General features: G+C 54.5%; 27 protein-coding genes. 7 read left to right on the top strand and 20 right to left on the bottom strand.

Features of this window, described 5'->3' with window-relative positions; all coding sequences use genetic code 11:
• The 5 genes from WCS52_14995 to gap form a co-directional block, all read right to left on the bottom strand.
• Positions 1-1,749: an ABC transporter substrate-binding protein gene (locus WCS52_14995; GenBank protein MEI6168487.1), complete on the bottom strand. Its 1,749-nt coding sequence runs from the start codon at positions 1,747-1,749 to the stop codon at positions 1-3.
• 73 nt (positions 1,750-1,822) lie between these two features.
• Positions 1,823-2,212 carry a preprotein translocase subunit SecG gene (gene secG, locus WCS52_15000; GenBank protein ID MEI6168488.1) on the bottom strand — a complete coding sequence of 130 codons (390 nt, stop codon included), beginning with the start codon at positions 2,210-2,212 and terminating at the stop codon, positions 1,823-1,825.
• Positions 2,213-2,247: 35 nt separating this feature from the next.
• Entirely contained in the window at positions 2,248-3,003 is a 756-nt protein-coding gene (gene tpiA, locus WCS52_15005) for a triose-phosphate isomerase (protein ID MEI6168489.1), read from the bottom strand.
• A gap of 78 nt (positions 3,004-3,081) precedes the next feature.
• Positions 3,082-4,329: a phosphoglycerate kinase gene (gene pgk, locus WCS52_15010; protein ID MEI6168490.1), complete on the bottom strand. Its 1,248-nt coding sequence runs from the start codon at positions 4,327-4,329 to the stop codon at positions 3,082-3,084.
• A gap of 112 nt (positions 4,330-4,441) precedes the next feature.
• Positions 4,442-5,515 (bottom strand): type I glyceraldehyde-3-phosphate dehydrogenase, encoded by a 1,074-nt coding sequence (gene gap / locus WCS52_15015; GenBank protein MEI6168491.1) that lies wholly within the window; start codon positions 5,513-5,515, stop codon positions 4,442-4,444.
• A gap of 213 nt (positions 5,516-5,728) precedes the next feature.
• On the opposite strand from gap, the gene WCS52_15020 reads away from it, so the two are divergent.
• Positions 5,729-5,983 (top strand): hypothetical protein, encoded by a 255-nt coding sequence (locus WCS52_15020; GenBank protein MEI6168492.1) that lies wholly within the window; start codon positions 5,729-5,731, stop codon positions 5,981-5,983.
• A gap of 27 nt (positions 5,984-6,010) precedes the next feature.
• Here WCS52_15020 and WCS52_15025 read toward each other — a convergent pair whose 3' ends face one another.
• From WCS52_15025 to WCS52_15055, 7 genes are all read right to left on the bottom strand, one after another.
• Positions 6,011-6,208 (bottom strand): hypothetical protein, encoded by a 198-nt coding sequence (locus tag WCS52_15025; protein ID MEI6168493.1) that lies wholly within the window; start codon positions 6,206-6,208, stop codon positions 6,011-6,013.
• A 3-nt stretch (positions 6,209-6,211) separates the two neighbouring features.
• Positions 6,212-6,526: a hypothetical protein gene (locus WCS52_15030; protein MEI6168494.1), complete on the bottom strand. Its 315-nt coding sequence runs from the start codon at positions 6,524-6,526 to the stop codon at positions 6,212-6,214.
• 152 nt (positions 6,527-6,678) lie between these two features.
• Complete coding sequence (locus WCS52_15035; protein ID MEI6168495.1) at positions 6,679-7,311, bottom strand: protein-L-isoaspartate(D-aspartate) O-methyltransferase; 633 nt, start codon at positions 7,309-7,311, stop codon at positions 6,679-6,681.
• Positions 7,312-7,413: 102 nt separating this feature from the next.
• A complete protein-coding gene (gene ruvB, locus WCS52_15040; protein ID MEI6168496.1) occupies positions 7,414-8,430 on the bottom strand; it encodes a Holliday junction branch migration DNA helicase RuvB in 1,017 nt (338 codons plus the stop codon).
• Positions 8,408-9,349, bottom strand: coding sequence for a radical SAM protein (locus WCS52_15045; protein ID MEI6168497.1), 942 nt, complete (start codon positions 9,347-9,349; stop codon positions 8,408-8,410). The genes ruvB and WCS52_15045 overlap by 23 nt, the downstream gene beginning before the upstream one ends.
• The gene (locus WCS52_15050) at positions 9,346-9,516 is read right to left on the bottom strand and encodes a 4Fe-4S binding protein (protein ID MEI6168498.1); all 171 of its coding nucleotides are present in this window, start codon (positions 9,514-9,516) and stop codon (positions 9,346-9,348) included. Before WCS52_15050 ends, WCS52_15045 begins: the two co-directional genes overlap by 4 nt.
• Positions 9,517-9,742: 226 nt before the next feature.
• Positions 9,743-10,555, bottom strand: coding sequence for a sulfite exporter TauE/SafE family protein (locus WCS52_15055; protein ID MEI6168499.1), 813 nt, complete (start codon positions 10,553-10,555; stop codon positions 9,743-9,745).
• Positions 10,556-10,855: 300 nt separating this feature from the next.
• Between WCS52_15055 and amrS the strand changes: the two genes are divergently transcribed.
• Entirely contained in the window at positions 10,856-11,998 is a 1,143-nt protein-coding gene (amrS, locus tag WCS52_15060) for an AmmeMemoRadiSam system radical SAM enzyme (protein MEI6168500.1), read from the top strand.
• On the opposite strand, the gene WCS52_15065 is transcribed toward amrS, so the two are convergent.
• Complete coding sequence (locus tag WCS52_15065) at positions 11,976-14,243, bottom strand: hypothetical protein (protein MEI6168501.1); 2,268 nt, start codon at positions 14,241-14,243, stop codon at positions 11,976-11,978. The two genes, amrS and WCS52_15065, sit on opposite strands and share 23 nt — an antisense overlap.
• Positions 14,240-15,799: an AmmeMemoRadiSam system protein B gene (amrB, locus tag WCS52_15070; protein ID MEI6168502.1), complete on the bottom strand. Its 1,560-nt coding sequence runs from the start codon at positions 15,797-15,799 to the stop codon at positions 14,240-14,242. Before amrB ends, WCS52_15065 begins: the two co-directional genes overlap by 4 nt.
• A gap of 290 nt (positions 15,800-16,089) precedes the next feature.
• Between amrB and WCS52_15075 the strand changes: the two genes are divergently transcribed.
• Entirely contained in the window at positions 16,090-16,707 is a 618-nt protein-coding gene (locus WCS52_15075) for an ankyrin repeat domain-containing protein (protein MEI6168503.1), read from the top strand.
• A gap of 39 nt (positions 16,708-16,746) precedes the next feature.
• Here WCS52_15075 and WCS52_15080 read toward each other — a convergent pair whose 3' ends face one another.
• Together WCS52_15080 and WCS52_15085 are read right to left on the bottom strand one after the other, a co-directional pair.
• On the bottom strand, positions 16,747-17,079 hold the full coding sequence (locus WCS52_15080) for a helix-turn-helix domain-containing protein (GenBank protein ID MEI6168504.1): 333 nt from the start codon (positions 17,077-17,079) through the stop codon (positions 16,747-16,749).
• Positions 17,076-18,224 (bottom strand): sigma-54 dependent transcriptional regulator, encoded by a 1,149-nt coding sequence (locus tag WCS52_15085; GenBank protein ID MEI6168505.1) that lies wholly within the window; start codon positions 18,222-18,224, stop codon positions 17,076-17,078. Before WCS52_15085 ends, WCS52_15080 begins: the two co-directional genes overlap by 4 nt.
• A gap of 210 nt (positions 18,225-18,434) precedes the next feature.
• Here WCS52_15085 and WCS52_15090 point away from each other — a divergent pair, with 210 nt between their 5' ends.
• A complete protein-coding gene (locus WCS52_15090) occupies positions 18,435-18,971 on the top strand; it encodes a hypothetical protein (protein ID MEI6168506.1) in 537 nt (178 codons plus the stop codon).
• Positions 18,972-19,039: 68 nt separating this feature from the next.
• Here WCS52_15090 and tpx read toward each other — a convergent pair whose 3' ends face one another.
• On the bottom strand, positions 19,040-19,549 hold the full coding sequence (tpx, locus tag WCS52_15095) for a thiol peroxidase (protein ID MEI6168507.1): 510 nt from the start codon (positions 19,547-19,549) through the stop codon (positions 19,040-19,042).
• 118 nt (positions 19,550-19,667) lie between these two features.
• Here tpx and WCS52_15100 point away from each other — a divergent pair, with 118 nt between their 5' ends.
• The 3 genes from WCS52_15100 to WCS52_15110 all read left to right on the top strand — a co-directional run bounded on the left by WCS52_15100 (position 19,668) and on the right by WCS52_15110 (position 21,608).
• Positions 19,668-20,132 carry a hypothetical protein gene (locus WCS52_15100; GenBank protein ID MEI6168508.1) on the top strand — a complete coding sequence of 155 codons (465 nt, stop codon included), beginning with the start codon at positions 19,668-19,670 and terminating at the stop codon, positions 20,130-20,132.
• A 19-nt stretch (positions 20,133-20,151) separates the two neighbouring features.
• Positions 20,152-21,249: a lactonase family protein gene (locus WCS52_15105; GenBank protein MEI6168509.1), complete on the top strand. Its 1,098-nt coding sequence runs from the start codon at positions 20,152-20,154 to the stop codon at positions 21,247-21,249.
• A 77-nt stretch (positions 21,250-21,326) separates the two neighbouring features.
• Positions 21,327-21,608, top strand: coding sequence for a hypothetical protein (locus WCS52_15110; GenBank protein ID MEI6168510.1), 282 nt, complete (start codon positions 21,327-21,329; stop codon positions 21,606-21,608).
• A 69-nt stretch (positions 21,609-21,677) separates the two neighbouring features.
• Here WCS52_15110 and WCS52_15115 read toward each other — a convergent pair whose 3' ends face one another.
• The 3 genes from WCS52_15115 to WCS52_15125 all read right to left on the bottom strand — a co-directional run bounded on the left by WCS52_15115 (position 21,678) and on the right by WCS52_15125 (position 24,382).
• Entirely contained in the window at positions 21,678-21,863 is a 186-nt protein-coding gene (locus WCS52_15115) for a hypothetical protein (GenBank protein ID MEI6168511.1), read from the bottom strand.
• Between the two features lie 729 nt (positions 21,864-22,592).
• Positions 22,593-22,925 (bottom strand): hypothetical protein, encoded by a 333-nt coding sequence (locus tag WCS52_15120; protein MEI6168512.1) that lies wholly within the window; start codon positions 22,923-22,925, stop codon positions 22,593-22,595.
• 398 nt (positions 22,926-23,323) lie between these two features.
• Positions 23,324-24,382 (bottom strand): hypothetical protein, encoded by a 1,059-nt coding sequence (locus tag WCS52_15125; GenBank protein MEI6168513.1) that lies wholly within the window; start codon positions 24,380-24,382, stop codon positions 23,324-23,326.
• Between the last annotated feature and the right edge of the window lie 43 nt (positions 24,383-24,425).

The following is a 24,425-nucleotide window of genomic DNA, read 5'->3' on the forward strand; positions in this document are numbered from 1 at the left end:
TTACAAGTTACCATCTTTTCTTCCATCAATCCGGTAATATTTATTGAGCCCGAGCGGGAAGTCATGGGGTTTGAAATTTTTCAACCAGGCGTGCTTGAGCGTCACCGTCAGTGAATGGTGTAAAAACAGCCAGGGACAATCCCCTTTTACGATCTTCTCCATGCGGGCATAGACTTTTCGTTTTTCGATTCCTTCAGGCAAGGTGCCTGATTTTTCATACAACCGGTCATAATCCGGATTCACATAATTACAGCGGTTGGCACCCGGGGTGATATTCGGACCATAGAAAAGCTGTAAAAAGTTTTCCGGATCCGGGTAATCGGCCATCCAGCTCAGGTAGAAAATCTGCGCCCGCTTCTGCTCAAGTTTTTTCAAGAAAGAAGGCCAATTGTTGAAACTCGGCACCAATACAATCCCAATACGTTCCATGAAGGAGGCCAGCACTTCGACCATCTCCCGCGTCTCAGGTTCTCCGGACCCCAACTCCAATGTCAGCTCAAGCCGACGTCCGGTGCCCGGGTCCTTGCCGTCGGGATAACCCGCCTGGACCATCAATTGACGGGCCCGTTCGAGATCAAAGGGGAAAAGGCTTTCATTGGGGGCGGACACCCCCATGGCGGGCGGAATCGGTCCCATGGCGGGCGTCACCCGTCCATTCTGGAACTTGACCCACCGTTCCCGGTCGAATGCGGCCATCATCGCCTGGCGAAGGCATCGGTTGGTTCCCACCACCGGATCCTCCATATTGAAGCCAAGATAGGCGGTATCCAAAGCCGGCGCAGAACTCATCTCAATCCCGCGCTCCGTCATCTCCCGGGTCAACTTCCGGTCCGACGTTACGACGGCATCCCAATTATCACGGGACAAGGCGGTCGCCTCCAGTTGTCCGGAAAGAAATAAAAGCCACTGGGTCGAGGGATCGGTAATGACGTACTGCACCAGCCGGTCAATGAACGGTAGCGGTTTGCTGGCATCGGCCAAAAAACCATTGGCCACATCTGATCCCTCACCAGAAGCCGGATAACGCTCTTCGCGCCCCGTTTCCCGCCATTTCGGGTTTCGCTCAAATTCAAGGCGGTAATTATGAATGTGGGACTTCAGAATATATGGTCCGGTTCCCACGGGGTGCGAAACAAAATCCACCCCATAATACTCCACGGCTTCACGGGGAACCGCATACGCGAAATTCATGGTCAGAATCCACAACAAGGCCGGGAAAGGACGGATCAGATGGATGCGTAGCGTGTAGGGATCCGGCGTTTCAAGGCCGGCTACAGGGGCATCATAATCCGTTGGGCCTTGTCCTGAACGGGTCCGGAACTCGTCCAACCCGGTAATCCGGTCCCGAAAGGCCCAATAGCCGGGTGATCCGACCTTCAGGTCAGCGACGCGCTTGATGCCGTAGACAAAGTCCGTGGCGCAGAGTTCGCGTCCTTTGCCTTTCCCTGCAGGGGAATTGAAAAAACAGGGGTCATCCTGAAAATAGATTCCCTTGCGGATCTTGAAGGAATAAATGAGGCCATCCGGCGAAATGGTCGGCAAGGCTTCGGCCAGACAGGGTTCGACGCAGTAGGGCCGTTCCAGATAGGCATATTGAACCAGCCCCTCATACATCTTACTCATGGCCTGGATGGACGGGAGATCCATCGCCTTGGCGGGATCAAATCCGGCAATCCGCTTGGTCTCGGCGTAGAATACCGATTCGCCACCCCACCCGCCGGTGACCAGACTCAGCTGAATAAAAAGCAAAAGGATCCACCCTGGCCAAACCCAGAGAGGACCCTTTTCAGACATCATCACAGTACACCCTCCAACACCCGCATCAAGGCGTGGTCGTTGCAGGCATCGACGGGGCAGGTGCGACATCCCCACTCCCTGAGGGAATCCCCACAGGGGCAGGCGCCGCCGGAGCCGCTGACACCGGGGCCGCTTGCTGTGCGGGAAGCCGGTCAATCACCGACCCAGTGCCCGCACGACCTGCGGCAATATAGCCGATAGCCAGGGTATTGAGCAGGAAGATGGCGGCCAAGGTCACCGTGATCTTGGTCAGGACATTTCCGGTGCGCGAGCCAAACAGGGTTTCGCCCACCCCTGCCCCGAAGGCCAGGCCCAACCCCTCATCCTTGGTCTTTTGAAGGAGGATAATCCCGATCAACAGAAGGGACGACACAATCTCAATGAAAATCAAAAAACCGTATAAAAAACCGCCCATAATTCACCTTCCGTTTGCGGAATTATCCGCTAGTTTCAAACCGCCGCTTCAATAATGGCAATAAACGAGGCCGCATCCAGCGCCGCCCCACCAATCAACCCGCCGTCGATATCCGGCTGGGACATTAATTCCTTGGCATTCGCCGGCTTCATGCTGCCGCCGTACTGAATACGAACCGCTTGGGCCGCACCGGGATTGCACATTTTGGAAAGAACGCGACGAATCAAGGCATGCACTTCCTGTGCCTGCGCCGGACTGGCCGTACGGCCGGTCCCGATCGCCCACACCGGCTCATAGGCTACCACAATGCGGCGGAAACTGGTTTCATCCAAACCCGCGAGGCTCTTGGTCACCTGCGTGGTCACCACATCTTCGGTCTGGTTGGCTTCGCGCTGTTCGAGTGTCTCACCCACGCATACAATCGGGGTCAGGTTGGCGGCCAGGGCGGCCTTAACCTTGCGGCTGACGGAGGCATCCGTCTCACCGAAAAACTGTCGGCGCTCACTGTGCCCGAGGATGACATACTGGCAGCCGACATCACGGAGCATATCGGCCGAAATCTCACCGGTAAAGGCCCCGTCTTTCTCCCAGTGCATGTTCTGGCCGCCCAGTTTGATCTGAGAGCCATTAATGACATCCGCGACCGTTTTCAGGGCGGTAAAGGTCGGGCAGAGCACGACTTCGACATCCGATTTATCGGCCAATTTCGCCTTCAAGGCAACGGCCAATTCGGCCGCCTGCCCTGTGAGTTTGTTCAGCTTCCAATTACCGGCAACAATTTTTTTACGCATAGGATCAATCCGAAATCTTTATAAAGTTGTTCGTTAAGGGAGATGGGATACCATTTCCCACCCTCCTATTACAATTCATTACTTATCGCTCAAGGCGGCTACGCCCGGCAGGACCTTGCCTTCCAGGAACTCCAAACTGGCTCCACCCCCGGTGGAACAGTGGGTTACCTTGTCCACCACCTTGAATTTCTTGGCAGCCGTGGCTGTATCGCCCCCGCCAACCACGGTGACTGCACCTGACGCCGTCGCCTTCGCGATTGCATCGGCCATCACTTTGGTTCCGGTGGCGAACTTCTCCATCTCGAACACACCGGCAGGCCCATTCCAGACAATGGTCCGGGCGCGGGCAATGGCCTCGCAGAAAATGGCGTTTGACTTCGGCCCGACATCCAGCCCCAACCAGCCGGGCTTGATGCCGGACGCATCATCGGCGGCCATGACATTGGCATCATCGGCAAACTTGTCGCCGCAGATGTAATCCACCGGCAGGTGGATTTTCACGTTTTTGGCAGTCGCCTTGGCCATCAGGTCCTTCACCAGCTTTGCGCCTTCGGGATCAAAGAGGCTGGATCCGATTTCCATGTTGTTGAGAACCTTCTTGAACGTGAAGGCCATGGCCCCGCCAATGATGATTTCATTGGCCGTATCCAGCAGGTTATTGATCAGCGGGATTTTGTCCGCAATCTTGGCCCCACCCAGGATTGCCAGCAACGGGCGTTTTGGATTGTTCAGCACGGCGGTGAAGGCATTGAGTTCGGCCTCCATCAGGAATCCGGACACTTTTTCAGGAAGGTTCACGCCGACCATCGATGAATGGGCGCGATGAGCGGTGCCAAACGCATCATTGACATACACATCCCCTAGTTTGCTGAGGCTTGCGCGAAAGGCCTCAACCGCTTTGGGGTCAGCTTTAACCGAGGTGCCATCCTCATTCTTGACCTTGCCTTCTTCCTCGATGTGGAAGCGGAGGTTCTCGAGCAGAATCACGTCACCGGGCTTCACCGCACCGGGGGCACAGGCGGCCTCAACGGCAGGGCCGACACAGTCAGACAGGAATTTCACCGGCTTGCCCAACAACTTCTCAAGGGCTTCGGCCACCGGCTTCAACGAAAATTTGGCAATCACTTTGCCGTCAGGACGACCCAAATGACTCATCAGCACGACGGAAGCGCCCTGCTCCAAGGCATACTTGATGGTCGGCAGCGCCGCCTCGATACGCTTGGTGTTCGAGATGGCACCGGTAACCTTGTCCTGCGGCACATTGAAGTCCACGCGCATGATGACGCGTTTCCCCTTCAGATTTACATCACGTACAGTTTTTTTCATGAGTCGATCTCCTGAGCTATTCAACATACAAAAAAAGTAATTAGGCTGTAGACCGCAGGATGACAGGCACCCCGACAGTCTAACAGCCTAAGCGACTAACGATTCAGTCGACTTACTTAACGCCGTCTTTTTGGGCCATGTACTGGACCAATTCAACAACGCGGTTGGAGTACCCCCACTCGTTGTCGTACCAGCTCACCACCTTGAAGAAACGCTTCTCGCCCTTCAGGTTGTTCTGCAGCGTGGCCAGCGAATCATAGATCGAGGAACGGGGATCATGGATAAAGTCGGTCGAAACCAACTCTTCCGTCGCCACGCCCAGGATATTCTTGAGATACGTTGTGGAGGCTTTCTTGAGCGCCGCGTCAATCTCTTCAATCGACGTGTCCTTCGTGGTACGGAAGGTCAGATCCACCACGGAGACGTCCGGCGTCGGGACGCGGAACGACATACCCGTCAGCTTGCCCTTGGTCGCGGGAAGCACTTCACCCACGGCCTTGGCGGCACCGGTGGTGGAGGGAATGATGTTCTGGGCCGCCGCACGACCGCCGCGCCAGTCCTTCTTCGAGGGACCGTCAACGGTTTTCTGGGTCGCGGTATAGGCATGGATGGTGGTCATCAGACCGGTCTCAATGCCAAAGCCTTCCTTCAACAGCACATGGACCACAGGGGCCAGGCAGTTGGTGGTGCAGGACGCGTTGGAGACGATAGCATGCTTCGCGCTGTCGTATTCGCCCTCGTTCACACCCATGACGATGGTCTTGACTTCGCCCTTGCCAGGCGCGGAGATGATGACCTTCTTGGCGCCCGCGGCGAGATGGCCCTTGGCCTTCTCGGAGTCCGTGAACAGACCGGTGCACTCGATGACGTAATCCACGCCCAGGGCTTTCCAGGGAAGCAGGTCAGGGGACTTGGTCGCCATGACGCACTTGATCTTGTGACCGTTGACGACGATCAGATCCGCTTCTGCAGAGGCAGGATTGCTCTTCTCGGTGGTGACGGTGTGTTTGAAACGGCCGTGAACCGAGTCATACTTCATCTGGTAGGCGAAATAGTCTGCGTCCGTCGAAACATCGACGACTGCGACGACATCAATCGCCTTGCCCAGAAGCCCCTGATCACACAGGGCCTGAAAGGCCATACGGCCGATACGCCCGAATCCATTGATACCCACTTTAATCGACATTTGTTACTCCTTTATTTGACTCTATTAACCTAACCTTTGCGCTGGCATAACCCCCGCAAAAGCTTCTCCGCCTGAACGGGGCAGAAACAATACATGACCCTCCCCCTCTGCGTCAACAATCAGTTAAAATTTTGTCAGATAAGAATCGACAAGTTCACCGGTTAGGCGGAAAATATCATTAAGGACGGAAGTTGAATACGAAAGGTGGTGATTATGCATCCAACATTAACAGGAAATATGTGGCCACACGCACATCCGGATGAGACTCATCATGCATTCACTGACAAGATGCATAAATGGTTGCATAATGAGAATTTCTGGACGGCTGTCGGAATCACGGTGATGGTGGGATTGATGCTCCTGTCAATCTATGTGACCATTAAAATGGGGCCAATGGACATCGCTCCGAATTTCGGGACACCTCCGGGTGTATCACCTATTGGTCAGCCAATGGCTCCATGGATGTGAGCAACGGAGTGGGCCAGCGGGCAGTCATTAGGAGGGGGTGGGGATGGCGTTTTGCCAGTTCACTCTAATGACATCATGCTTTGTGTGTTTTTTCTGATCACAGGCAACCTGATAGGCCACTAGGGCGAGCTTGATATCCGCTTTGTCTTCGGCGGCTTTTCCGTCGTTGATGGCGGCTTTCGTGGCGGCCTTGACAACATGGTGTGCTTTATCTTTTTGATTCATGACTTAACTCCAACGAATTTGACGGATGGTGGCAATGGCCGTGGCCGCGATCATCATTTTTTTATCTGAAGCCCCGATGGCCATGGAGGTGATCGCTCTGGATGCAATTTCGTAGATCGAGACTTTGGCGGCCGCCTTGGCCGCATAGTCGACTTCATATGTTTTGTTCTGGCTAACCGGAGCTTGGGACACCTTGGCCACATACGCTTTCTCGATGGCTTCAATCGCCGCATCCGTTGCCTCATACACGGCGTCCCTCGCATTCGAGTCATCTTTCACTTCAGCGATTCCGCATTCCGCATTCGATTGATGTGTCATCTGAGTCCTCCCAAAATGTGATTACTTAAAAATCCATCACAAATTCATTGGCAGTAAAGTGGGTTTTTTTAAGAATTCTCACAATCAGGGATTCCCTGATATTACAGTCAGTAAATACCTGAGAATAAGGGGATAGGTCCGGATGCCTCTGCTTACCGCCCAGGGTGTACCATGGGAACGAACCGAACCGGGAGGTCATCGGTTTTTTCAATCCGGTCATGATTTTTGTGGAGAATGACCAGACGCTGATCCATCCAGACGCCCGTAGGCAAAATCATAACGCCCCCCTCCCGCAGTTGGGAGACCAGGGCCTCGGGAACATGTTCAGGGGCGCAGGTAACAATGACGGAATCAAACGGCGCTTCTTCCGGCCACCCCTTGTAGCCATCTCCTTGGCGAACGTGCACATGGTCGTCCTCGCCTAGCTCTGCCAGAACGCTTCGGGCATGCAACGCCAATGCGGGAATAATTTCCACCGTATACACGCGGGCACCCATGCCGGCTAATACCGCCGCCTGATACCCAGAGCCTGTCCCAATCTCGAGCACCTTGTCGTTTGGTTTGAGGGCAAGCTTTTCGGTCATATACGCAACGATAAAAGGCTGGGAGATGGTCTGTCCTTCGCCAATCGGACAGGGATGATCGCCATAGGCATTGTGGAGATCTCTGAATGGCTCGGGAATGAAAGAATGTCGGGGAAGACGCCCCATTACAGAAAGCAGACGTTCATCCTGAATCCCGTACCACCGGAGAACTCCGACCATCTGGAGAAGCTCATTCGTCATACCCCACCCCGCAATCGAAGGTCACCCTTGACCCTGTTGCCATTATGCCAAATCAGGCAGGGTTCCGCAATCCAGGGGCAACAGGAAATCGACAGGGAACGATCAGAGCAACCGCCCCTGTCCCTCGTTGGGTTTGACCCCGAAACGCCGGTAGCAGAGATCGGTCGCCACACGCCCTTGCGGCGTGCGCTTGATGAATCCCTCCTGAATCAGGAACGGTTCATACACTTCCTCAATGGTATCGGCTTCTTCCCCCACCGAGACGGCCAGCGAACTCAGCCCAACGGGCCCGCCGGAAAAGCGGTGCATGATGGTCTCAAGGATCCGCTTGTCCATCTCATCAAGGCCGTCCTGATCAATGTCCAGCATGGTCAGGGCTGCCGCCGCCACGGACTCATTGATTTTGCCATCCGCTTTCACCTGGGCGAAATCACGCACCCGCCGCAGCAGATTATTGCAGATACGGGGCGTGCCTCGGGAACGACGCGCAATTTCACGCGCCCCGCCGGCATCGACATCCACATCCAGAATTCGTGCGGAGCGCATGACAATGTGCTCCAAATCCGCCGCCTTGTAGTAATCCAGCCGGATGGGCAGGCCGAACCTGGCCCGGAACGGGGAGGTCAGCAATCCGCTCCGTGTGGTCGCCCCGATCAAGGTGAATTGCTGGAGATTCAGCCGGACCGAACGGGCATTGGCGCCCTGATCAATCATGATATCAATGACGAAATCCTCCATGGCGGAGTAGAGATACTCCTCGACCGAGCGTTGCATCCGGTGGATTTCGTCGATGAACAAGACATCACCCCGTTCCAGTCCGGTCAGCAGGCCGGCGAGATCGCCGGGTTTATCAATGACGGGGCCGGAGGTGGATTTGATATTCGAGCCCATTTCCGCGGCGAGGATATAGGCCAACGTGGTTTTACCCAACCCCGGCGGGCCCGACAGCAACACATGCTCCATGACGTCGCCCCGCTGCTTGGCCGCCTGCGTGAATAATTCCAGCCGTTCGCTGGCTTTCTGCTGGCCAACGAAATCCTTGAAACGGGTCGGCCGTAACCGCACGTCCAAATCCTTATCGGGCTTATTCAGCCCATCAGAGATCAATCGCTCGGACATAATAGCCGCCTTCAATTCTTATTACACCACGCGCCAGCAATACGGTCACCGCAGAATCCACTTCCTCGCCCCCCGCCCCGAGCGTCGCGCAAAGATCCGGAGTGGTAACGGGGTGCCGCTGAATCAGACCCAGAATCCGTTCAACCAGCTCATCGGCCGTCATGGCCGGCGCAGCTGGCGCGGGAGCGACCGCCACCCCGATGACTTCGGCAACGGGGTTGAAAAGTCCGGCCAGCTCAGCCATCCGGAAACTCGGGACAGGCTTGACCAGACCATCCTGCGCGGGGCGAACCGCCGTATTCAAATGGATCCGATCCGGCCCGATACGTTCAGCCAACCGGGCGATGCGCCCCATCCGCTCAGGGTCATCATTCACTCCGGGCACAACAAACACTTCAAGCCAATACTCGCCCGAGAACTCGCGGCGAAACGCATTCAAGCCATTGATAAACCCCTCAAACGTCAACGCCGCATGGGGATGATGAACCGCCTCAAACGAGGCCTGATCCCAGGCGCTGAGGGTCGCTTTGACCACCTCTGCCTTGGCCGCCGCCACACGGACGTCAGGCTGCGAAAACAAGGAGCCATTGCTCAGCAGGATCCGGCGTAACGAGCAGCGTGCCCCGATCGCGTCAATCACCTCACCGAAACGGGAATGCAAGGTCGGCTCGCCGCCCCCGGCCAAGGTCACGCAATCAGCCTGACCATCGTGGATCAACCAGTCGTCAAACTCGCCCAGGACCCCGTTCACCGGAACATATTCCCGGCGCTCGAGCGTTTTCTCCGTGGTTTTACCCACCTGACAATAGGGGCAGTCATAGGTACAGACCTTGAGGGGAACGAGATCAATACCAAGAGAACGGCCCAGTCGCCGTGAGCGCACTGGGCCGAACAGGAAACGATATCCGCCAGTCATCATGCAGGGGAAATCGCCTCGACCGGGCATTCGCCGGCGCAGAGGCCACAATCCACGCATTTGTCGGCATCAATCACGAACTGCTTGGGGCCTTCCGCGATCGCTTCCTGAGGACACACCGGGGCGCAACTGCCACACTTTGTGCATTTTTCTGATATTACATACGACATGGGGTTTCTCCTAATTAGTGTTACAAAACGCAAAAATACTATAGAAAACATCCCCCCCTGTCAACCACCGCAGGGGCTTTTGTTTTGGCCCTTTTGGTAATGGTTTCGACAGAGCGAAACCCTCCATTAAGAATTGAAATCATGAAAATGTCAGATGCTTTCACAATGGAGGGATGCGCTCCGTCGCATCCGGAGAGCCGAAATGAGTCAAAACAAAACCCCCTAGTCAACCACCGCCAAAGTGAGCGGTATTGATCAGCAGTTTGATGCCAATCACCAGCAGCAACAGGGCAAATCCACGCTTCAAGATGGGAACCGGCAGACGGTGTGCCAATTTCGCGCCCACCGGAGCCGTCAACATGCTGCACACCGCGATCCCGGCGAGTGCGGGAAGGTAGACATAGCCCAGTGAGAATTTCGGCAGAGCCGCATCACTTTTTGCGAAAATGACGCTGCCTGCCGTCCCCGACAAGGCAATGAACACTCCGATCGCTGACGATGTGCCAATCGCGGTACGCATGGCGACATTGCACCAGGATAAAAAGGGAACCAACATGCTCCCGCCCCCGATCCCGACCATGCTGGAGAGCCCTCCGATCAGGCCCCCCACCAGCGTCATGACCATGATATGCTTCGATTGCCGCGGCGAATGGCTGGCCGGCTCTTTCAGTAGCATCTGCGCCGCCAGACTGAACAGGAACACCACAAACAGCCATTGCAGGAACCGGGTTGACACCTGGCTGGCCAGCCAGGCCCCCGAGAGGGTTCCGATCACGATGGCGGGTGCCATGCGCCTGACAATGGTCCAGTCCACGCTCTCCCGTTCATGGTGCGCCTTCATGCTGGAAAGCGAGGTGAACAAAATACTGGCCAGCGATGTTCCCACCACCAAATGCTGAATTTGATCCGGAGCAAATTGCTGTTGGGCGAACAGGACCCCCAGAGCCGGCACAATAATGACTCCCCCCCCGACCCCCAAAAGCCCGGCCAACAGCCCCGCAACACCACCCAGCAAACAATACATCAACCAAATCGTCATAGATCCCCTTCCTGATTGGGGCGGAATACTACCCGCCCCTTAATGCGGGAGCAATCTTATCCTGACTGAGCATGTTCATGCTCCATGGGTATTTGATTTGATCATTCTGGCGCTGGTTTCGACAGAGCGAAACCCTCCATATGGATTGAAATCTTGAAATTATCATGTGTTTTCCAAATGGAGGGATGCGCTCCGTCGCATCCGCAGCGCAAAAACAGACCTGAATAAAAGCCCCAGGGACCAAGGGGTTTCTCTCTGCATTTATATTTCCTAATATCATTTTTTTGCTAGCATGACGGCATGAAGCCGCAGGTTAACCATCTGATCAGCCGCCGGGAGTTTCTCGGCTCCCTAGGGGCCGCTGCTGCCTGCATGTGGTGCCGGGCCGAAGGGCTTGCGGCCATCACGCCCGTTGGTCCGCTAGCGGCCCAGGCCGCCCATGAGGCGCGGTTCTACCAGACGATGGCTGACACGAGCGTCGGCTGCGAACTCTGCCCACGCCGGTGTCAGGTTCCGGACGGGATGCGGGGGTATTGCGGGGTACGGGAGAACCGCCATGGGAAATACTACACGCTGGTGTATGGACAACCCAGCGTCACCAACCTCGACCCTATCGAGAAAAAGCCCTTGTTCCATGTCTATCCGGGGTCCCGCGCGTTTTCTATCGCCACGGTTGGGTGCAATATCCATTGTAAATTCTGTCAGAATTTTGACATTTCGCAGGCCGCACCTGAGGAGCTTTCCGCCCCCTACTTCAGCCCTGAGGAGATCGTCGATCAGGCGGTTCAACGGAAAGCCAAAACCCTCGCCTTCACCTATAATGAGCCGACGATCTTCTACGAGTACATGCATGACTGCGCCCGGGCGGCCAAAAACCGGAATCTGGAATCCATCATCATCTCCAACGGCTTCATCAACGAAGCTCCCCAGAAAACCCTTTTCCCGTTGGTGAAGGCCATTAAGATTGATCTCAAAGCCTTTACCCAGTCCTTTTACGGAGGGATTTGTGACGGCATGCTCCAACCTGTACTTGATACCCTCAAACGGTTATCCCGGTCAGGCGTCTGGTATGAGATTGTGAATCTCATGATTCCCACCCTGAATGACAATCGGCAGGACCTCCAGAGAATGGCCGCCTGGATCGTCAAGGAACTCGGCCCTGATGTCCCGATTCACTTCACACGCTTCACCCCGCTCTACCGGCTCAAGAACCTTCCGCCCACCCCCTCCGAAACGCTGCTTCAAGCGCGGGAGACGGCTCTGCAGGAAGGCTGTCACTTCGTTTACTGCGGTAATCAGCCGGGCATTGACGGGGAAAACACCATTTGTCCCGGCTGCAAAAACATCGTGATCAGGCGGTATGGATATCGGATTCTTGAGAACCATCTCGCTGCGGGAAAGTGCACCTTCTGCCATCGGGTTATTCCGGGTGTCTGGGCGTAAGTACGGCGAAGAGCAACAAACTGAGGGTAAACACCATCAACAAAAGGTCGCAGGTCACGCCAATCCCGAGGACTGGCATCAAAAAGATCCCGGCCAGGAACCCACCCAAGGCTGAGCCCCAATAATCTGCGAGCCAGACCCGTCCCGCCGCCACAGCCGGAGCCGCCCCCTTCAGGGTCAGCAAGCGGCTGACGGCAATAAACTGCATCGCCACTACGGCCCCGGTGGCCAGGGTCAACCCGTAAAGCAACCACTCTGGGCCAACCGCATTCATCAGGCAGACCCGTACCACCCAGGCCACCAGCCCCATCAGCAGCAGGCACAAGGCGATCATCCCCCTCGTCTCGCAATAACCGGCCTTCTCAAGGCTCCGGACCTGCCAGGCGCCCGTCACGGCGCCCAACATGAATAACCCCACCATGAACCCCATCCGGCTGTAGACGTACCCGTGCATCCCCTGAAAGGCGTAAAGAAGAATCAATTCCAGGGCAACTCCGCCAAATCCGGTCACGGCCATCACCTGCCACGTTCCGGGTCCCGCCAGCCCGGCGGGTGTTTTCCGACGTGCCATCGCCGCCAACCCAAGCAGCACAAGCCCTACCCCGCCCACCCCGCCTGTGCCCCAGCCGGGCCGCCACCCGGCCATCTCCCGAAACAGGGGCCCAAGCAGGGAGTGGCTATATCGGCTCCATAAAATGAGGGTGTAGTAACAGGAGACAGGCCGGATGATGGTGTTTTCGGGCGCATCATGTCTGGTCAAACGCTGCACCGTGAATGCCATTTTTCCGGCATCCAATTCATCCGCATCCAGCAAATACTCAGGACGGAAGGTACCCCTTGTCACGGGTGCAGATCGGCTGCGCCGGTACAGGACATCACGATCCATCGATAACGCCACGTCGACTCCGGAGGCGAAAAACTGAATCGGAGTTCCGGCCGTTACATTCACAACGGGAAACACGGCCTTAAGTGTCCGGTAAATGGAACCGGCCATGCGGGAGGCATCTGTCTCGAGCCGCTCAGAGGCCTCAATCGAGGTGTGCAGAAACCCGCCCGGGGCGAGAATACGGCTCACATCACCATAAAACTCGCGGGTGTAAAGACGGTTCAGACTGCCCGTCACGGGTTCGGGCGCATGAACCAGGATGACGTCAAACTGCTCCTGGCAGTATTTTACAAACCTGGGGCCATCCTCACAGACCCGGCGCAAACGTGAGTCGTGCACGAACTGATTGTAAAGTCCCGGAGCCCCGGTCCGGACCATGCCCTCCAGTGCGGGGTCACGCTCGACCCAGACAACTTCCCTGACCGGATAAGCGAGCAGGTAAGGCAATTCGCCTGCAGGATTCCCCCCCAGCAGTAAAACACGGCGGGCCTCCGGTTTCTGCGCCATAACAAAATTGACAGCCCGCTCCGATGTGATTGGATCCGGGAAAGAAAACATCACCTCGCCATCCCCGTACAAAGAGAACAGCCCGCCAGACTCGAGCAACGCCAGATTTTGATAGCGGGTATCACATCCCGCCCTGAGGGTAACCGCCGGACGCCCATCCTTACCGTCATGCACAATCCCCAGTGAGGCCCAGCGCATCTGCACCGTTCGCCAATCCACTGCCCCGCCTACCGAGGACGACAGGCCGCACACCAGCATGCTTCCTGCGGCCAGAATCAGGAGCTTGCGGCCCGGGAGATGCCGCGCCACACAGGCGGCTCCGGCGAACCCGGTGGCGGAAGCAAACAGCGCGATCTGAAAGAGGGAGAAGGTTCCGATGAGCCAGAAAGAATACAGTACACCGGCGACAAAACATCCCAGCGCCTCAACCGTGTATACTCCACTCACAGGCCGTTCAAAGCCCCGCCGGGAGAGCGCTTCGCACCCGAGCGGAAACAGCATGCCGGCGGGAACACAAATCGGGAACAAGGCCAGGAAAGAGGCCGCAAAGATTTTATGCAGCGCCACGTATTCACCCGGCAGCCTGAGCCAACCGGCCCCCACTTGTAGGAACAGCATCACCAGGGGCAACATGACCGCCAGCCAGAGGAACGCGGGAACGATAGGGACCAGCCGGAAAGGACGCAGCGAGGCCAGTCGCGCCCCTGCTCCGACCAGAAGAAGCCAGACGGAAAACACCACCCCGATGGTCAATTCATTCCCCAGACAGACCACCGCCAGCTCGCGCGTGACCAGCATCTGCGCCAGTAGCGTATACAGCCCCAGGCAGAACATGGAGAGCAGAAGACTCATTTATCGGACAATACGACGCTCTCAAACACTTTGAACTTTGCCCCTTCGCGCCAGGCATCGGCAGGCAGGCCGGCCTTCTGACTGAGCGACATCAGGGTCTCTTCCACGGTCCACCCCTGTTCAGGAGCCACTTCGGGCAGGTACACCGCCCGATAGCGGCCTTTTTCAAGAATGATCCCCTGCTGTCCAAGCTTGAAGTCGGCAATGGAGGGGATATCACGGATCGGGCTCAATACGGACACATCCACTTCGAGACGAGGCAGCTCCCTGGCCTGGACGGGACTGAACCGGGGATCCCTGAGCGCCGCATTCACGGCATTGTTATGGACGGATCGATATAAGGCCTCCACGGGCGCCAACGAGCCAATGCAACCCCTGAGGGCTCCGTGGATTTTAAGGGTCACAAAGGTGGCCATGTCTGTTTTCAAAAGCGGGGTGAGCGCATACTTGCTGAAATCAAACGGCCCACCCTGGCCCTCGACACACCATTTCAGGGTATCGTTCGCAAGGGCGAATAAAGTCTTTTTTTCCGCCTCGGTTAATCCCGGTGTCCAACTTCCACTACGTTGTTCTTTCACGGTACTGCCCTCCTTTATTCCTGCCTGTTTCTGCTCAATCCCCGTCGCGACCTCGGGGCCGCTTAAAAAGCCGATCGCGGCATATGAAACCGAGTTGTCATAGCTTCCGGTCAACTCCCCTGAGGTGGACAACGCCAACACCTTCCCGGTCAGTTTCCGCCCGCTTCCTTTCAAGGTCGCAAGTAAAATCTTGATGGGCGTCTCCCCGCAAATCGTATCATGGGTAGTGGCACAATGGGCGTAGAACCCTTCTGAGTCCAACGCGGCCACTTGATCGCTAGCCTCCTTCAACCAGGCATGAAGGCGTTCAGGAACAGTGTCAGTGAACGGCTCAAAGCCGTAGTTCGGACCATAATGGGTGAAATCGGATGAGGCCAGAAGCAGCGTGTTACTCCCGAAATAAGGAAGCAGCGCGGTGCTCACGGCCTTTATATCCATCTGCCTGTCCGAGCCACAGATCAATGGCACCAGCCGGAATGACCGGATGGTTTTCTGTAGGAAAGGCAGTTGCACCTCGATGGCATGTTCTTTGTCCGAAGCGATGGCCAGGGTTACAAACCCTTTATTCGCGCGCAAGCCGTCACAGGCTTCACGGTCGATGGGGACCTTGCCTAGCGGTGTGGAATAAGCCACCAGCAGCGGGTCCGGCAGGGCAACCCCTGTGATAAAGGCGTGATGTGAAGGGCAGAGGATAATGACCCGGTCGTACTGGCCGCTGGACATCAAGGAGTAAAGGCTGGCGGCACAGGAACCCGAATAGATGTAGCCCGCATGAGGTGCCACCGCCGCGACCAGGGCCCCGGTTAAGACCGGCCTTGCCGCATGCGCGAGTAAGGTGTCTACCTGCCGGTCCAGGGCAAAGGGGGTTCGTTCATAGAACGCCCCTGCCACCGCTGGCGGGCGCACCTCTGATGCCTGGACTCCGGTCAACGCGAGAGTAAGCAGGCCAAGTAAAGAGAATTTGCTTAATCGGACCATGGAAAAGTCCTCCTCGATAAATTCAGCTACAGTAATCATTACGCTGAATACAGGCCCTGTCCAGCCTTGATATTAATTCAGATCGCCCTCTCAGCAACGGACATCTATAATGTCCGCTTCGGCTGAAAATAATACAAACACGTTGAGGCGGTTAAACATGACCATTATCCCCAACTGCCTGTCTACCAATACATTCCAACCGTTTGCAGTTATTGGCACTGCCTGTGCTACAGAGTCAGAGTGCAGGAGACATCACGTCCCTTCAACATCCCTAAGGAAGGAAGGGTTATATGAACACGAAAACGAAAAAAATCAGAATGGTCATTTGTTACACGGGGACGCTGTTGATAAGCGCCCTATTCGGAAGTATATCAATAGCGCAAACCGACACCGACCTCACGGTTTTTGAGGCCTCCGAGAACGGTAATACGGAGATGGTCAAGGCAATGGTGACCGCCAACCCTGCCGTGATGGATCTCCATGATCGGTATGGGAAAACCCCTCTGCATTACGCGGTGTGCGGGAATCACGAAAATCTGATCGCATATTTTCTTGAAAATGGCGGTTCAGTTATGGCGCGCGATAACCGCGGCTGGACAGCGCTCCACTATGCGGCCGACAACGGCAACCCCGACATCGTGGAAATGCTTCTCAGCCATCATGCAGATGTCGATGCAGTAGACGCCATGCAGTGGACACCCCTGCATCATGCCGTCATGAGGGGACACACGAGAGTGGTACTCTGTTTGATCAAACATGGAGCCAATGTATTTGCAAAAACGAGCAGCCAAACCACTGCAGACGCTATTGCGCTCGCCCATGGCCAACTCGCGATCAAGGATTATCTTGCCGCCCAAATGATAGCTCAGAGTGAGGCAACTCATATAAATGGATATTCTCATCAGTAACGATAGGTCTGGCCAGCGCGTCAGGCTTCCGGCGCAAGGTCAGGTGAACTCAAAATCGGGAGGGAGAAGACGATAAAGTTTTGCACGGCTGATCCCAAGCGAACGCGCTGCTTCCGATAGGTTGCCGTTTGCCTGGGACACGGCCTGCCGGGCGAGAACGCCCTCGGCTTGCCGCAGGTTCCTCGGCAGTAACGGCGCGAAATCCGTTCGTTCCAGTGGCCGACCAAAGCTCTCTTCGGGAAAATGCAGGTGATTCAGGGTAATTTCGGAGCCAGCACTTTCAATCAATGCCCGCTCAATCATATTCTTCAATTCGCGCACGTTTCCCGGGAACTCATATTGCTTGAGGGCGTCAACCGCCTCACGGCTCAAGGACGGGCATGGAATCCCGGAGTGATCATCCAGGGGGGGGCAGAACAAGCGGCTGCACCTTCGCAATTCAAGGAAGCGCATGAGATCCCCATTTCAGCAGAAAGGACCTTGTAAAAATGTCGAGCCAGAATCGGGATGTCTTCAACGCGCTCTCGTAACGGCGGGATGATAAACGGAAATGTTGACAGCCTGAAAAACAAATCGGAGCGGAAGCCGCCGGACGCGATGGCTTCTTTCAGGTCTGTATTCGAGGCCGCAATCACTCGCACATTTACGTAACGTGATTGCGTCGCCCCGACGGGAACGACTACCCCGTCTTCCAGGATCCGGAGCAATTTTGCCTGAATGTGCAGCGGCATATCGCCGACTTCATCAAGGAAAACCGTTCCGTCATGGGCCAGTTCAAAACATCCTTTCCGGTCGGCCGTTGCCCCCGTAAAAGCCCCTTTCTGGTGTCCAAACAACGCCGATTCCGCAAGTTCTGACGGGATGGCTGAACAATTGATTGGAACAAAGGGTTTGCCTGCCCGTGAACTCCCATAGTGGATGGCGCGCGCGACGAGTTCCTTGCCAGTGCCACTTTCGCCAGTAATCAACACCGATGTACTAGCCGCTCCCTGAAGCAGGCGGATGTCCTCCAGGACTTTCAGGAACGCCTGAGACTCGCCCACAAACATCTCAATTCCCCACCGCCCTGATTCCTGCCGCGCGATGTGTGATACCCGTTCTTCAAGGCAGCTTAACCTTTGCAGTGCCACCGAAAAACGAATTGCACGCCTGACCACTTCGACCAGTTCAATGGGGCTGGCCGGCTTTTCAAGGAGACAAAATGCCCCCAATTCCAACGCCTGCAGGGCGATGGTCTTGTCCCCATGACTCATCGTCAAAATGACTTCAACCCCGGGGCTCCGTTCCTTTATCGTTTTGAGGATGGACAGCCCGTCAATGTCCGGCATACGTAAGTTCGTGATGACCACCGCCGGGGGATCCCCCTGCAATGACGCCAGTCCTTTCCTGGCATCTGTGAACGCCCGGACAGAACAACCGATGTTACGAAGGCAAAGATCGGTGATCCCGCAACTACGGGGGTCATCATCAATGACAACCGCGGAACCTGTTTGACAAGAATCGTGTATGGAGCTCATGCGGAGAACTGTATGATGCGGAGAGAAAGCTCCACAATCGGGGATACTCTGATTATGCCGTCAGGAAAGCCCTGACGAGTACACGTAACCTGTCCGAAATGGCTTGGAATAACACGCTCTATCGGGAAGGTCACAGCCATGAGGCGCCCGTTTCCCTGCCATTCGAGCCATTTCCACGAATGGCCCACTCCCTGCTTCTGAGTATGTACTATGAGCAATCATTTTCCAATCATGGTAATCATTCTGACGGCGCTCAGCGCGATAGGTCCCTCTGAACTCCCGGCCCAGTCTCAGCTGACAAATCAGCCACCGCCGCTGGTATCATGGTGGCACCGGTCTTTCGACGTCCTGAGTTGGCGGGAAACACTCGCAGTCGTGAAGTCCCCCAGGGCCATTTGCTGGCAGGTTCGCAGACATGTGACTTATCACGAGGAAAACGGCGATCAATGGAGTCGCGGCCAAACCATATGGAATCGCGGCTATGGCGATTGTGACGATTTCGCCACATGTGTAGAGGAATTATGCGAAGCCAAGGGGTTTACATGCTGGATCGCATTGGTATTTCCAGTAGAGTCGCATTCCAATGGGCACTGTGTAGTGATGGGAATCTGGAACGGCCAGATGTGGATGGCAAGCAATGGCAAATATTATGAGGTGTCATCCCTGGCGGAGGCCCTTAAGAAATTAGAAGGAATACGAGGATTCGAAGGGCACAGACTGGAGTTTGTACCCTTCTCATTACTCTGAGGTGCAGCCCCCTTACCATCAACGGGATGCCCATTCCTGGTGACTGAGCCAGGGGACATCCCCTTTTATCAGCCGGCTTTTTTTACCGCTGATAATGCCGCTTCATAGTTCGGCTCCTGGGCGATTTCAGGAACTTGTTCGGCATAGACGACCTGATCCAACTTGTCCAGAATCAGCACCGCCCGGCTCATCAATCCGGCCAGCGGTCCGGTGGTGATGACCACCCCGTAGTCTCTGCCAAACGTGGCAGAGCGCATGGTGGAGAGATTGATGATATTCTTGAGACCCAGGCTCTCGCAAAATCGTTTCTGGGCAAAAGGCAGATCAGCCGAGATATTGATGACCACCGTATCGGTCATGGCCGCCACTTCCTGATTGAACCGTTGCGCCGACAGGGCACACACCGATGTATCCAAGCTGGGCACAATGTTCAGGACTTTCTTTTTGCCGGCAAACTGCGGCAGTCCGACATCAGCCAGATCGCCCCCGGTTAAATTGAATGCCGGCGCCTTGGTGCCGACCTTGGGCAAAGAACCCACTGTCTGTATTGCCGTCCCCTTCAATGTAATCGTAGCCATAAGCATTTTCCTTTTTGTGTTTTACTCGGGCAACCCTACCAAACACCGGAGCCAGAGACAAGCCGGTCTGATGATGTTTTGATTGACGACAGAAGCAAGTCTATAGAGACTCTTGGCTATGAAGAATAACACCATCCTTGCCAGGCGCGAAGAGGCTTCAACGCTTCTCGCCTGCCATACAGGGCCAAACAGTATGGCCGCTGCCCTGAACGTGCTGGCTCAGCAGTTTCAGGTCATTCAGGGCCGGTCGCAACTCTTGCTCAGTCTCTCCACACTGGTGCTCACCATCACCGGCTTTAGTGGCCCGAAAATTGCCGCCACCAATCTCGCGGCGCGCCTGCTGCTGGTGGCTGGCATCACGATCGTCCTGATTGCCACGGCCACGACGCTGATCCAGAGTCTGAATATCAGATGGATCACCCAGATCAAAGGGGCGACGGATATCGAGACCCTTGAACTGATCCTTGCCAACCGGGACCGCAAGACGCAGTCCTATGCGATTTCGCTGGCGATTCTTGTGGCCGGCTTGACCTGCTACGTCGGCAGTATTGTTGTTTTTCTACTCCAGTACCAGGCTCCTTAATATAATCATGGTAAAAATTATGATGGCAACCTATCTGCTCGGAATACAGGCGCTGGCCGAGCCAGCTCTCGATGTCTACTTCGGAACCTATACCAAACCCCCTCTTTCCGAAGGGATTTATCACGCCACACTTGATCTGAAAACCGGGACGCTTTCCCCTGCGACTCTCGCCTGCCCGGCAAAGGATCCGACCTTTCTTGAGATCCACCCCGACCATCAATTCATCTATGCGGTGACGGAACGTAATCCCGGCGCCGTGAGCGCTTTCGCCATCGATCCGGCAACCAAAAAACTCACTCTGCTGAACACGTCCCCCACCGGAGGGAAAGGGCCGTGCCATGTGTGTATTTCCAGCGACGGGAATACCCTGCTCGTCGCCAATTATGGCGGCGGAAGCGTGGCCTCCATTCCCATCAATAAAAATGGCACTCTGGCTGAACCGGCAAGCATCATTCAGCATGCCGGCTCAAGCATCAATCCCAAGCGCCAGAATGAGCCGCACGTTCATAGCGTCAATCTCAGCCCGGACAACCGCTTTGCGTATGTGGCCGATCTCGGGCTCGATAAAATCATGATTCACCGGCGCGACGCCAAAACGAGCCGGCTTCTCCCGAACGAACCGGCGGAGATAAAAATCAAACCCGGAGCGGGCCCACGACACCTCTCGTTTGGCCCCGGCGGCAAATTCGCCTATCTTATCAATGAACTTGATAACACCATTATTGCCTTTGCTTATGAACCGAAAACCGGGGGGCTTTCGGAAATTCAAACGATCTCCTCCCTGCCGGAAGGATATACGGGCGAAACCACTTGCGCCGAAGTGCGTGTCCATCCCGGCGGAAAATTCCTCTACGGCTCCAATCGCGGCCACGATTCCATCGTCATCTATAAAATCAATCCCGACACAGGGCGGCTGACCCTGTTGGGCTTCCAGAATTCAGGGATTAAGAATCCGCGGAATTTCAACATCGACCCGACGGGTCAATATTGCGTGGTCGCCAACCAGGACGCCAACACGGTCATTGTTTTTCGCATCAACCCGGAATCAGGAATGCTGGCACCCACGGGACAGGCCATCACTATCGGGGCCCCCGTCTGTGTCCGGTTCATGCCCTGACATTCTTTCTAGATAACGCAAATATTGGACAGATATAACGAGCACCGGTATAATCATCTGCAACGAGGGGGGGCTGCATGAGCGAAACGGAAAACGGGCAACTGACGGACGTCAAAAAACAGGCCGCAGCGACCTATGCCGCGGCGACGGCCGCCCACAAGGCGGCGACCGACGTCTACGATACCGCCACCAGAGCCTATGAGGAAGCGACCAAGGTCTACAGGGCCGCCCGGGCCGCCTACGAAAAGACCTTGAAAACCGGCACCATTGACAGTCAAACCGACGCCAACGAAGACTACGCCGCCGCCTGTGCGGCCTACGAACAGGCCTGTAGCGCCGCAGGAACAGAACCGGTATAGCGCAAGAGCCCCCCATGGGGCCTTTCTCTTTAATTCTCAACGCGCAACTCTCGACTCGCAACTCTTTTATCAGGGATTGGCCTCGATCGCGTAGTCCAACGTCACGACGGCTTTGGCGCTTTTTTCAATGGAAGAGGTGTCGTATTCACCCGAACCGGAGGTTTCAGTGGAGTAACGCTCGGTAATCTGGAATACGCCCTGTTGCGCGGAAATCAGTGCCCCAATCCGGCCCTTGCTGCCCTTGGCAAGCGCCACCGCGCGACGGTATCCGTGGCATGCGTCTGTTGGGCAGTTGGTGCTAAGTGCGTCTTCTGTGGTGGAAGCATGATAGGCTCCGGCTGTTCAAAAAGTCCCACGAAATATTGTGTGATTATCAATTATGGAAAGTGTAGCTACTGTGGTGGCACTATGGTTGGATCAGGATGTAGTAAAAGCCCGACGAAATATTGCGTGGTTCCTTCCGAAAAGGGCAAGTGCAGTTATTGCGGTGGAAGCATGATCGGGTCTGGTTGCTCCAAAAGTCCGACGAAACATTGCGCCACGGTCCAAATGTAGGTCAACAAATTTCCAACATTTCCCGAACATTTATTTTGCAGAAATCAGTGAAATTTCTCGACATATCTTAATAGTACGCTATACTATAGCTAATATTTAGGCAATCATCCAAAAGCATTATTTCAGACTTGAAGTATGGTAATTTAGCCTCGTTTCAGCGATTAGACGGGGTATGTTTTCCAAGCATTGCCCACAAACGAAAAAAATAAGAAACCGCCACCAAAGCCCTATACGCGAAATTTTTCCAAATGTAGCGCAGTTTGGGTAGCTGGCGGGAAATCAGGAGCAGGTGAAGTAATTCGGAATGCTTAGGGCTATTCTGAAATCCTATACAGGGCTTTGGGAATCGTTAACTAGCCTTGGTGCGGGGAGGACGGGTTTGTTGGCACTGGGAGGAATTTGAAGGCACTTGCTGACCATTAGAGCGGATCAAGCACAATGCCCTGCCATGAAGTGACGCTTGCAATAAATTCCGGTTCCAACACAGACCACAATTACCGGCCCATCATCTGCAGAGTATCTTCGATTTCCTTTGGGCGGTATTCCTAAAAAGTAGTCCCCAACTTTTCCACGATACATTTCTCCATTCTTGGTTACGTTCGTGGTGAAACAGTCGAATTTTTTTTCAACCATCCAAGCTATAACATCTTTCATTGCATTTGATTTGTGTGACGAGTGCTTCGGTAACGTCTTAATGGCTTCAAGCTGATTGATTAAATGTTGCTGATCCTCTGGCGAAAGCGTTTTAATTTGGTGATCCATGCCAGAGATTTTTCCACAAGTTGGCGCAAGAGTCTATGCAAGCTAGCATTACACTAAAGAATAGATGAGTATAACTGTACTTTTTGAAATGCCTTGCTATACTGCCGAAAATTACCTGAAGAGCGTTACCGAAGCACTGGGATGCCGTTTGGCTCTTCCATTCCAACAGAATTCACAGCGACCTATTGCCAACCATGCGGGTTAAGATTTAGGTAAAAACTTTTTGATGATATGCGCCGTTTTGGAATTTCGGAGAACTCTTTGGGGATATTTTACAATGGGAGGAGGCTTGGTGGACTTGAGCTTCTTTTTCCGCCTCTCTTCCAAAATCACAGGCAATTCTTCGCTAATCTCGCAATAGTCGTGAAAGTTTATAGTCATGGGAATTGTCCTTTCAATTATTTACCCTCCGGCACACAAATCCCCTCTTTCTTCGAGTTTGCCGTATATTTCCACACCAATAGCTCTGGATGATCCTTGAACAACATGTAGACAATCTTATGAACGTTGATGAAATACGTCATCGTCTTCACCTTGGGAATGTACTTTGTGTTACGTGCTTCAAGGATGTAATAACGGCGAAGATCGGTCATAACATCGTTGCGATATCTTGAACCAGCGACTTTGCCGACCTCAGAGGACTTTATTCCTGCGGTTCCATTCATGCATTGTTCAGGAAGAGTCACTAGCAGGGGGAGAATGACCTGTAATATGACTTTGGCGGTCTGCTTAGGGCGACAATACCCCCTGCTTCTCAAATGGCTTACAAGGCGTTCTGGCGTATTCAGTGGAAAAGTAAGCGAACGGGTGTCTGGCAATCGTGCATTACCCTTGATGGAAGATTTGGCAATATGGTTCTTGAAGTCCTTGATAGCATCATCATTTTTCAAACCGATTTGGGATTTCTCGTGGCTTACAATTTCCGCAAACTTCTTCACCAATTGTTCGTCAGATGCACCAAATATCCTTCTGCATGTCAGCAAACATGTATGCAAAATCAGTCTTTGCCCCCTTATTAATCCTCGGGCAGTCACTTCATCAATAAATCGCATACATTCCAAGAAATTCCACTCTAATACAGATACTGTACTATCATTAGTATTAACTGCTTTCTTGTATTGTTTCTCTTGTATGGGTGTATATGTCTCTTGAATAGCCTTATGACTACCCGTATTTATCAAATTAATTGATGGAGATTGGTTAAGATAGATTATTTCAGTCTTGGCAAATACGGGAACGACGTTTTCTACGGATTTTCGACACATATAGGGCAACCGTACCCACTGCGAATAATTGTTGAACACGATTTGGTCGAAGGTTTTTGGACTTACTCCAGCACCGTCAAGATAAGCGCATAATTGTTCCTTGATGATGAATTTGTTTGACGCCCAAGTATATCGATTATTCTGAGGCACTTTTACCCAATAGTGGATGGATTTATTGCCCCCGCCAGCCATTAGCCAATGCAACAGCATTGGCTAATGGCTGGCGGGAATCTTC

It is taken from the genome of bacterium (assembly GCA_037128595.1).
Taxonomy (GTDB): domain Bacteria; phylum Verrucomicrobiota; class Kiritimatiellia; order CAIKKV01; family CAITUY01; genus JAABPW01.

Coding starts and splice junctions, on each gene's coding strand:
- WCS52_15065 (MEI6168501.1), bottom strand. CDS start 14,243: ATGAGTCTTCTGCTCTCCATGTTCTGCCTGGGGCTGTATACGCTACTG.
- WCS52_15085 (MEI6168505.1), bottom strand. CDS start 18,224: ATGAGCTCCATACACGATTCTTGTCAAACAGGTTCCGCGGTTGTCATT.
- WCS52_15100 (MEI6168508.1), top strand. CDS start 19,668: ATGAAGAATAACACCATCCTTGCCAGGCGCGAAGAGGCTTCAACGCTT.
- WCS52_15105 (MEI6168509.1), top strand. CDS start 20,152: ATGATGGCAACCTATCTGCTCGGAATACAGGCGCTGGCCGAGCCAGCT.
- WCS52_15030 (MEI6168494.1), bottom strand. CDS start 6,526: ATGACACATCAATCGAATGCGGAATGCGGAATCGCTGAAGTGAAAGAT.
- WCS52_15045 (MEI6168497.1), bottom strand. CDS start 9,349: ATGATGACTGGCGGATATCGTTTCCTGTTCGGCCCAGTGCGCTCACGG.
- WCS52_15025 (MEI6168493.1), bottom strand. CDS start 6,208: ATGAATCAAAAAGATAAAGCACACCATGTTGTCAAGGCCGCCACGAAA.
- WCS52_15110 (MEI6168510.1), top strand. CDS start 21,327: ATGAGCGAAACGGAAAACGGGCAACTGACGGACGTCAAAAAACAGGCC.
- amrS (MEI6168500.1), top strand. CDS start 10,856: ATGAAGCCGCAGGTTAACCATCTGATCAGCCGCCGGGAGTTTCTCGGC.
- WCS52_15120 (MEI6168512.1), bottom strand. CDS start 22,925: ATGGATCACCAAATTAAAACGCTTTCGCCAGAGGATCAGCAACATTTA.
- tpx (MEI6168507.1), bottom strand. CDS start 19,549: ATGGCTACGATTACATTGAAGGGGACGGCAATACAGACAGTGGGTTCT.
- WCS52_15075 (MEI6168503.1), top strand. CDS start 16,090: ATGAACACGAAAACGAAAAAAATCAGAATGGTCATTTGTTACACGGGG.
- gap (MEI6168491.1), bottom strand. CDS start 5,515: ATGTCGATTAAAGTGGGTATCAATGGATTCGGGCGTATCGGCCGTATG.
- ruvB (MEI6168496.1), bottom strand. CDS start 8,430: ATGTCCGAGCGATTGATCTCTGATGGGCTGAATAAGCCCGATAAGGAT.
- pgk (MEI6168490.1), bottom strand. CDS start 4,329: ATGAAAAAAACTGTACGTGATGTAAATCTGAAGGGGAAACGCGTCATC.
- WCS52_15055 (MEI6168499.1), bottom strand. CDS start 10,555: ATGACGATTTGGTTGATGTATTGTTTGCTGGGTGGTGTTGCGGGGCTG.
- WCS52_15090 (MEI6168506.1), top strand. CDS start 18,435: ATGAGCAATCATTTTCCAATCATGGTAATCATTCTGACGGCGCTCAGC.
- WCS52_15050 (MEI6168498.1), bottom strand. CDS start 9,516: ATGTCGTATGTAATATCAGAAAAATGCACAAAGTGTGGCAGTTGCGCC.
- WCS52_15125 (MEI6168513.1), bottom strand. CDS start 24,382: ATGGCTGGCGGGGGCAATAAATCCATCCACTATTGGGTAAAAGTGCCT.
- WCS52_15020 (MEI6168492.1), top strand. CDS start 5,729: ATGCATCCAACATTAACAGGAAATATGTGGCCACACGCACATCCGGAT.
- WCS52_15035 (MEI6168495.1), bottom strand. CDS start 7,311: ATGACGAATGAGCTTCTCCAGATGGTCGGAGTTCTCCGGTGGTACGGG.
- amrB (MEI6168502.1), bottom strand. CDS start 15,799: ATGGTCCGATTAAGCAAATTCTCTTTACTTGGCCTGCTTACTCTCGCG.
- tpiA (MEI6168489.1), bottom strand. CDS start 3,003: ATGCGTAAAAAAATTGTTGCCGGTAATTGGAAGCTGAACAAACTCACA.
- secG (MEI6168488.1), bottom strand. CDS start 2,212: ATGGGCGGTTTTTTATACGGTTTTTTGATTTTCATTGAGATTGTGTCG.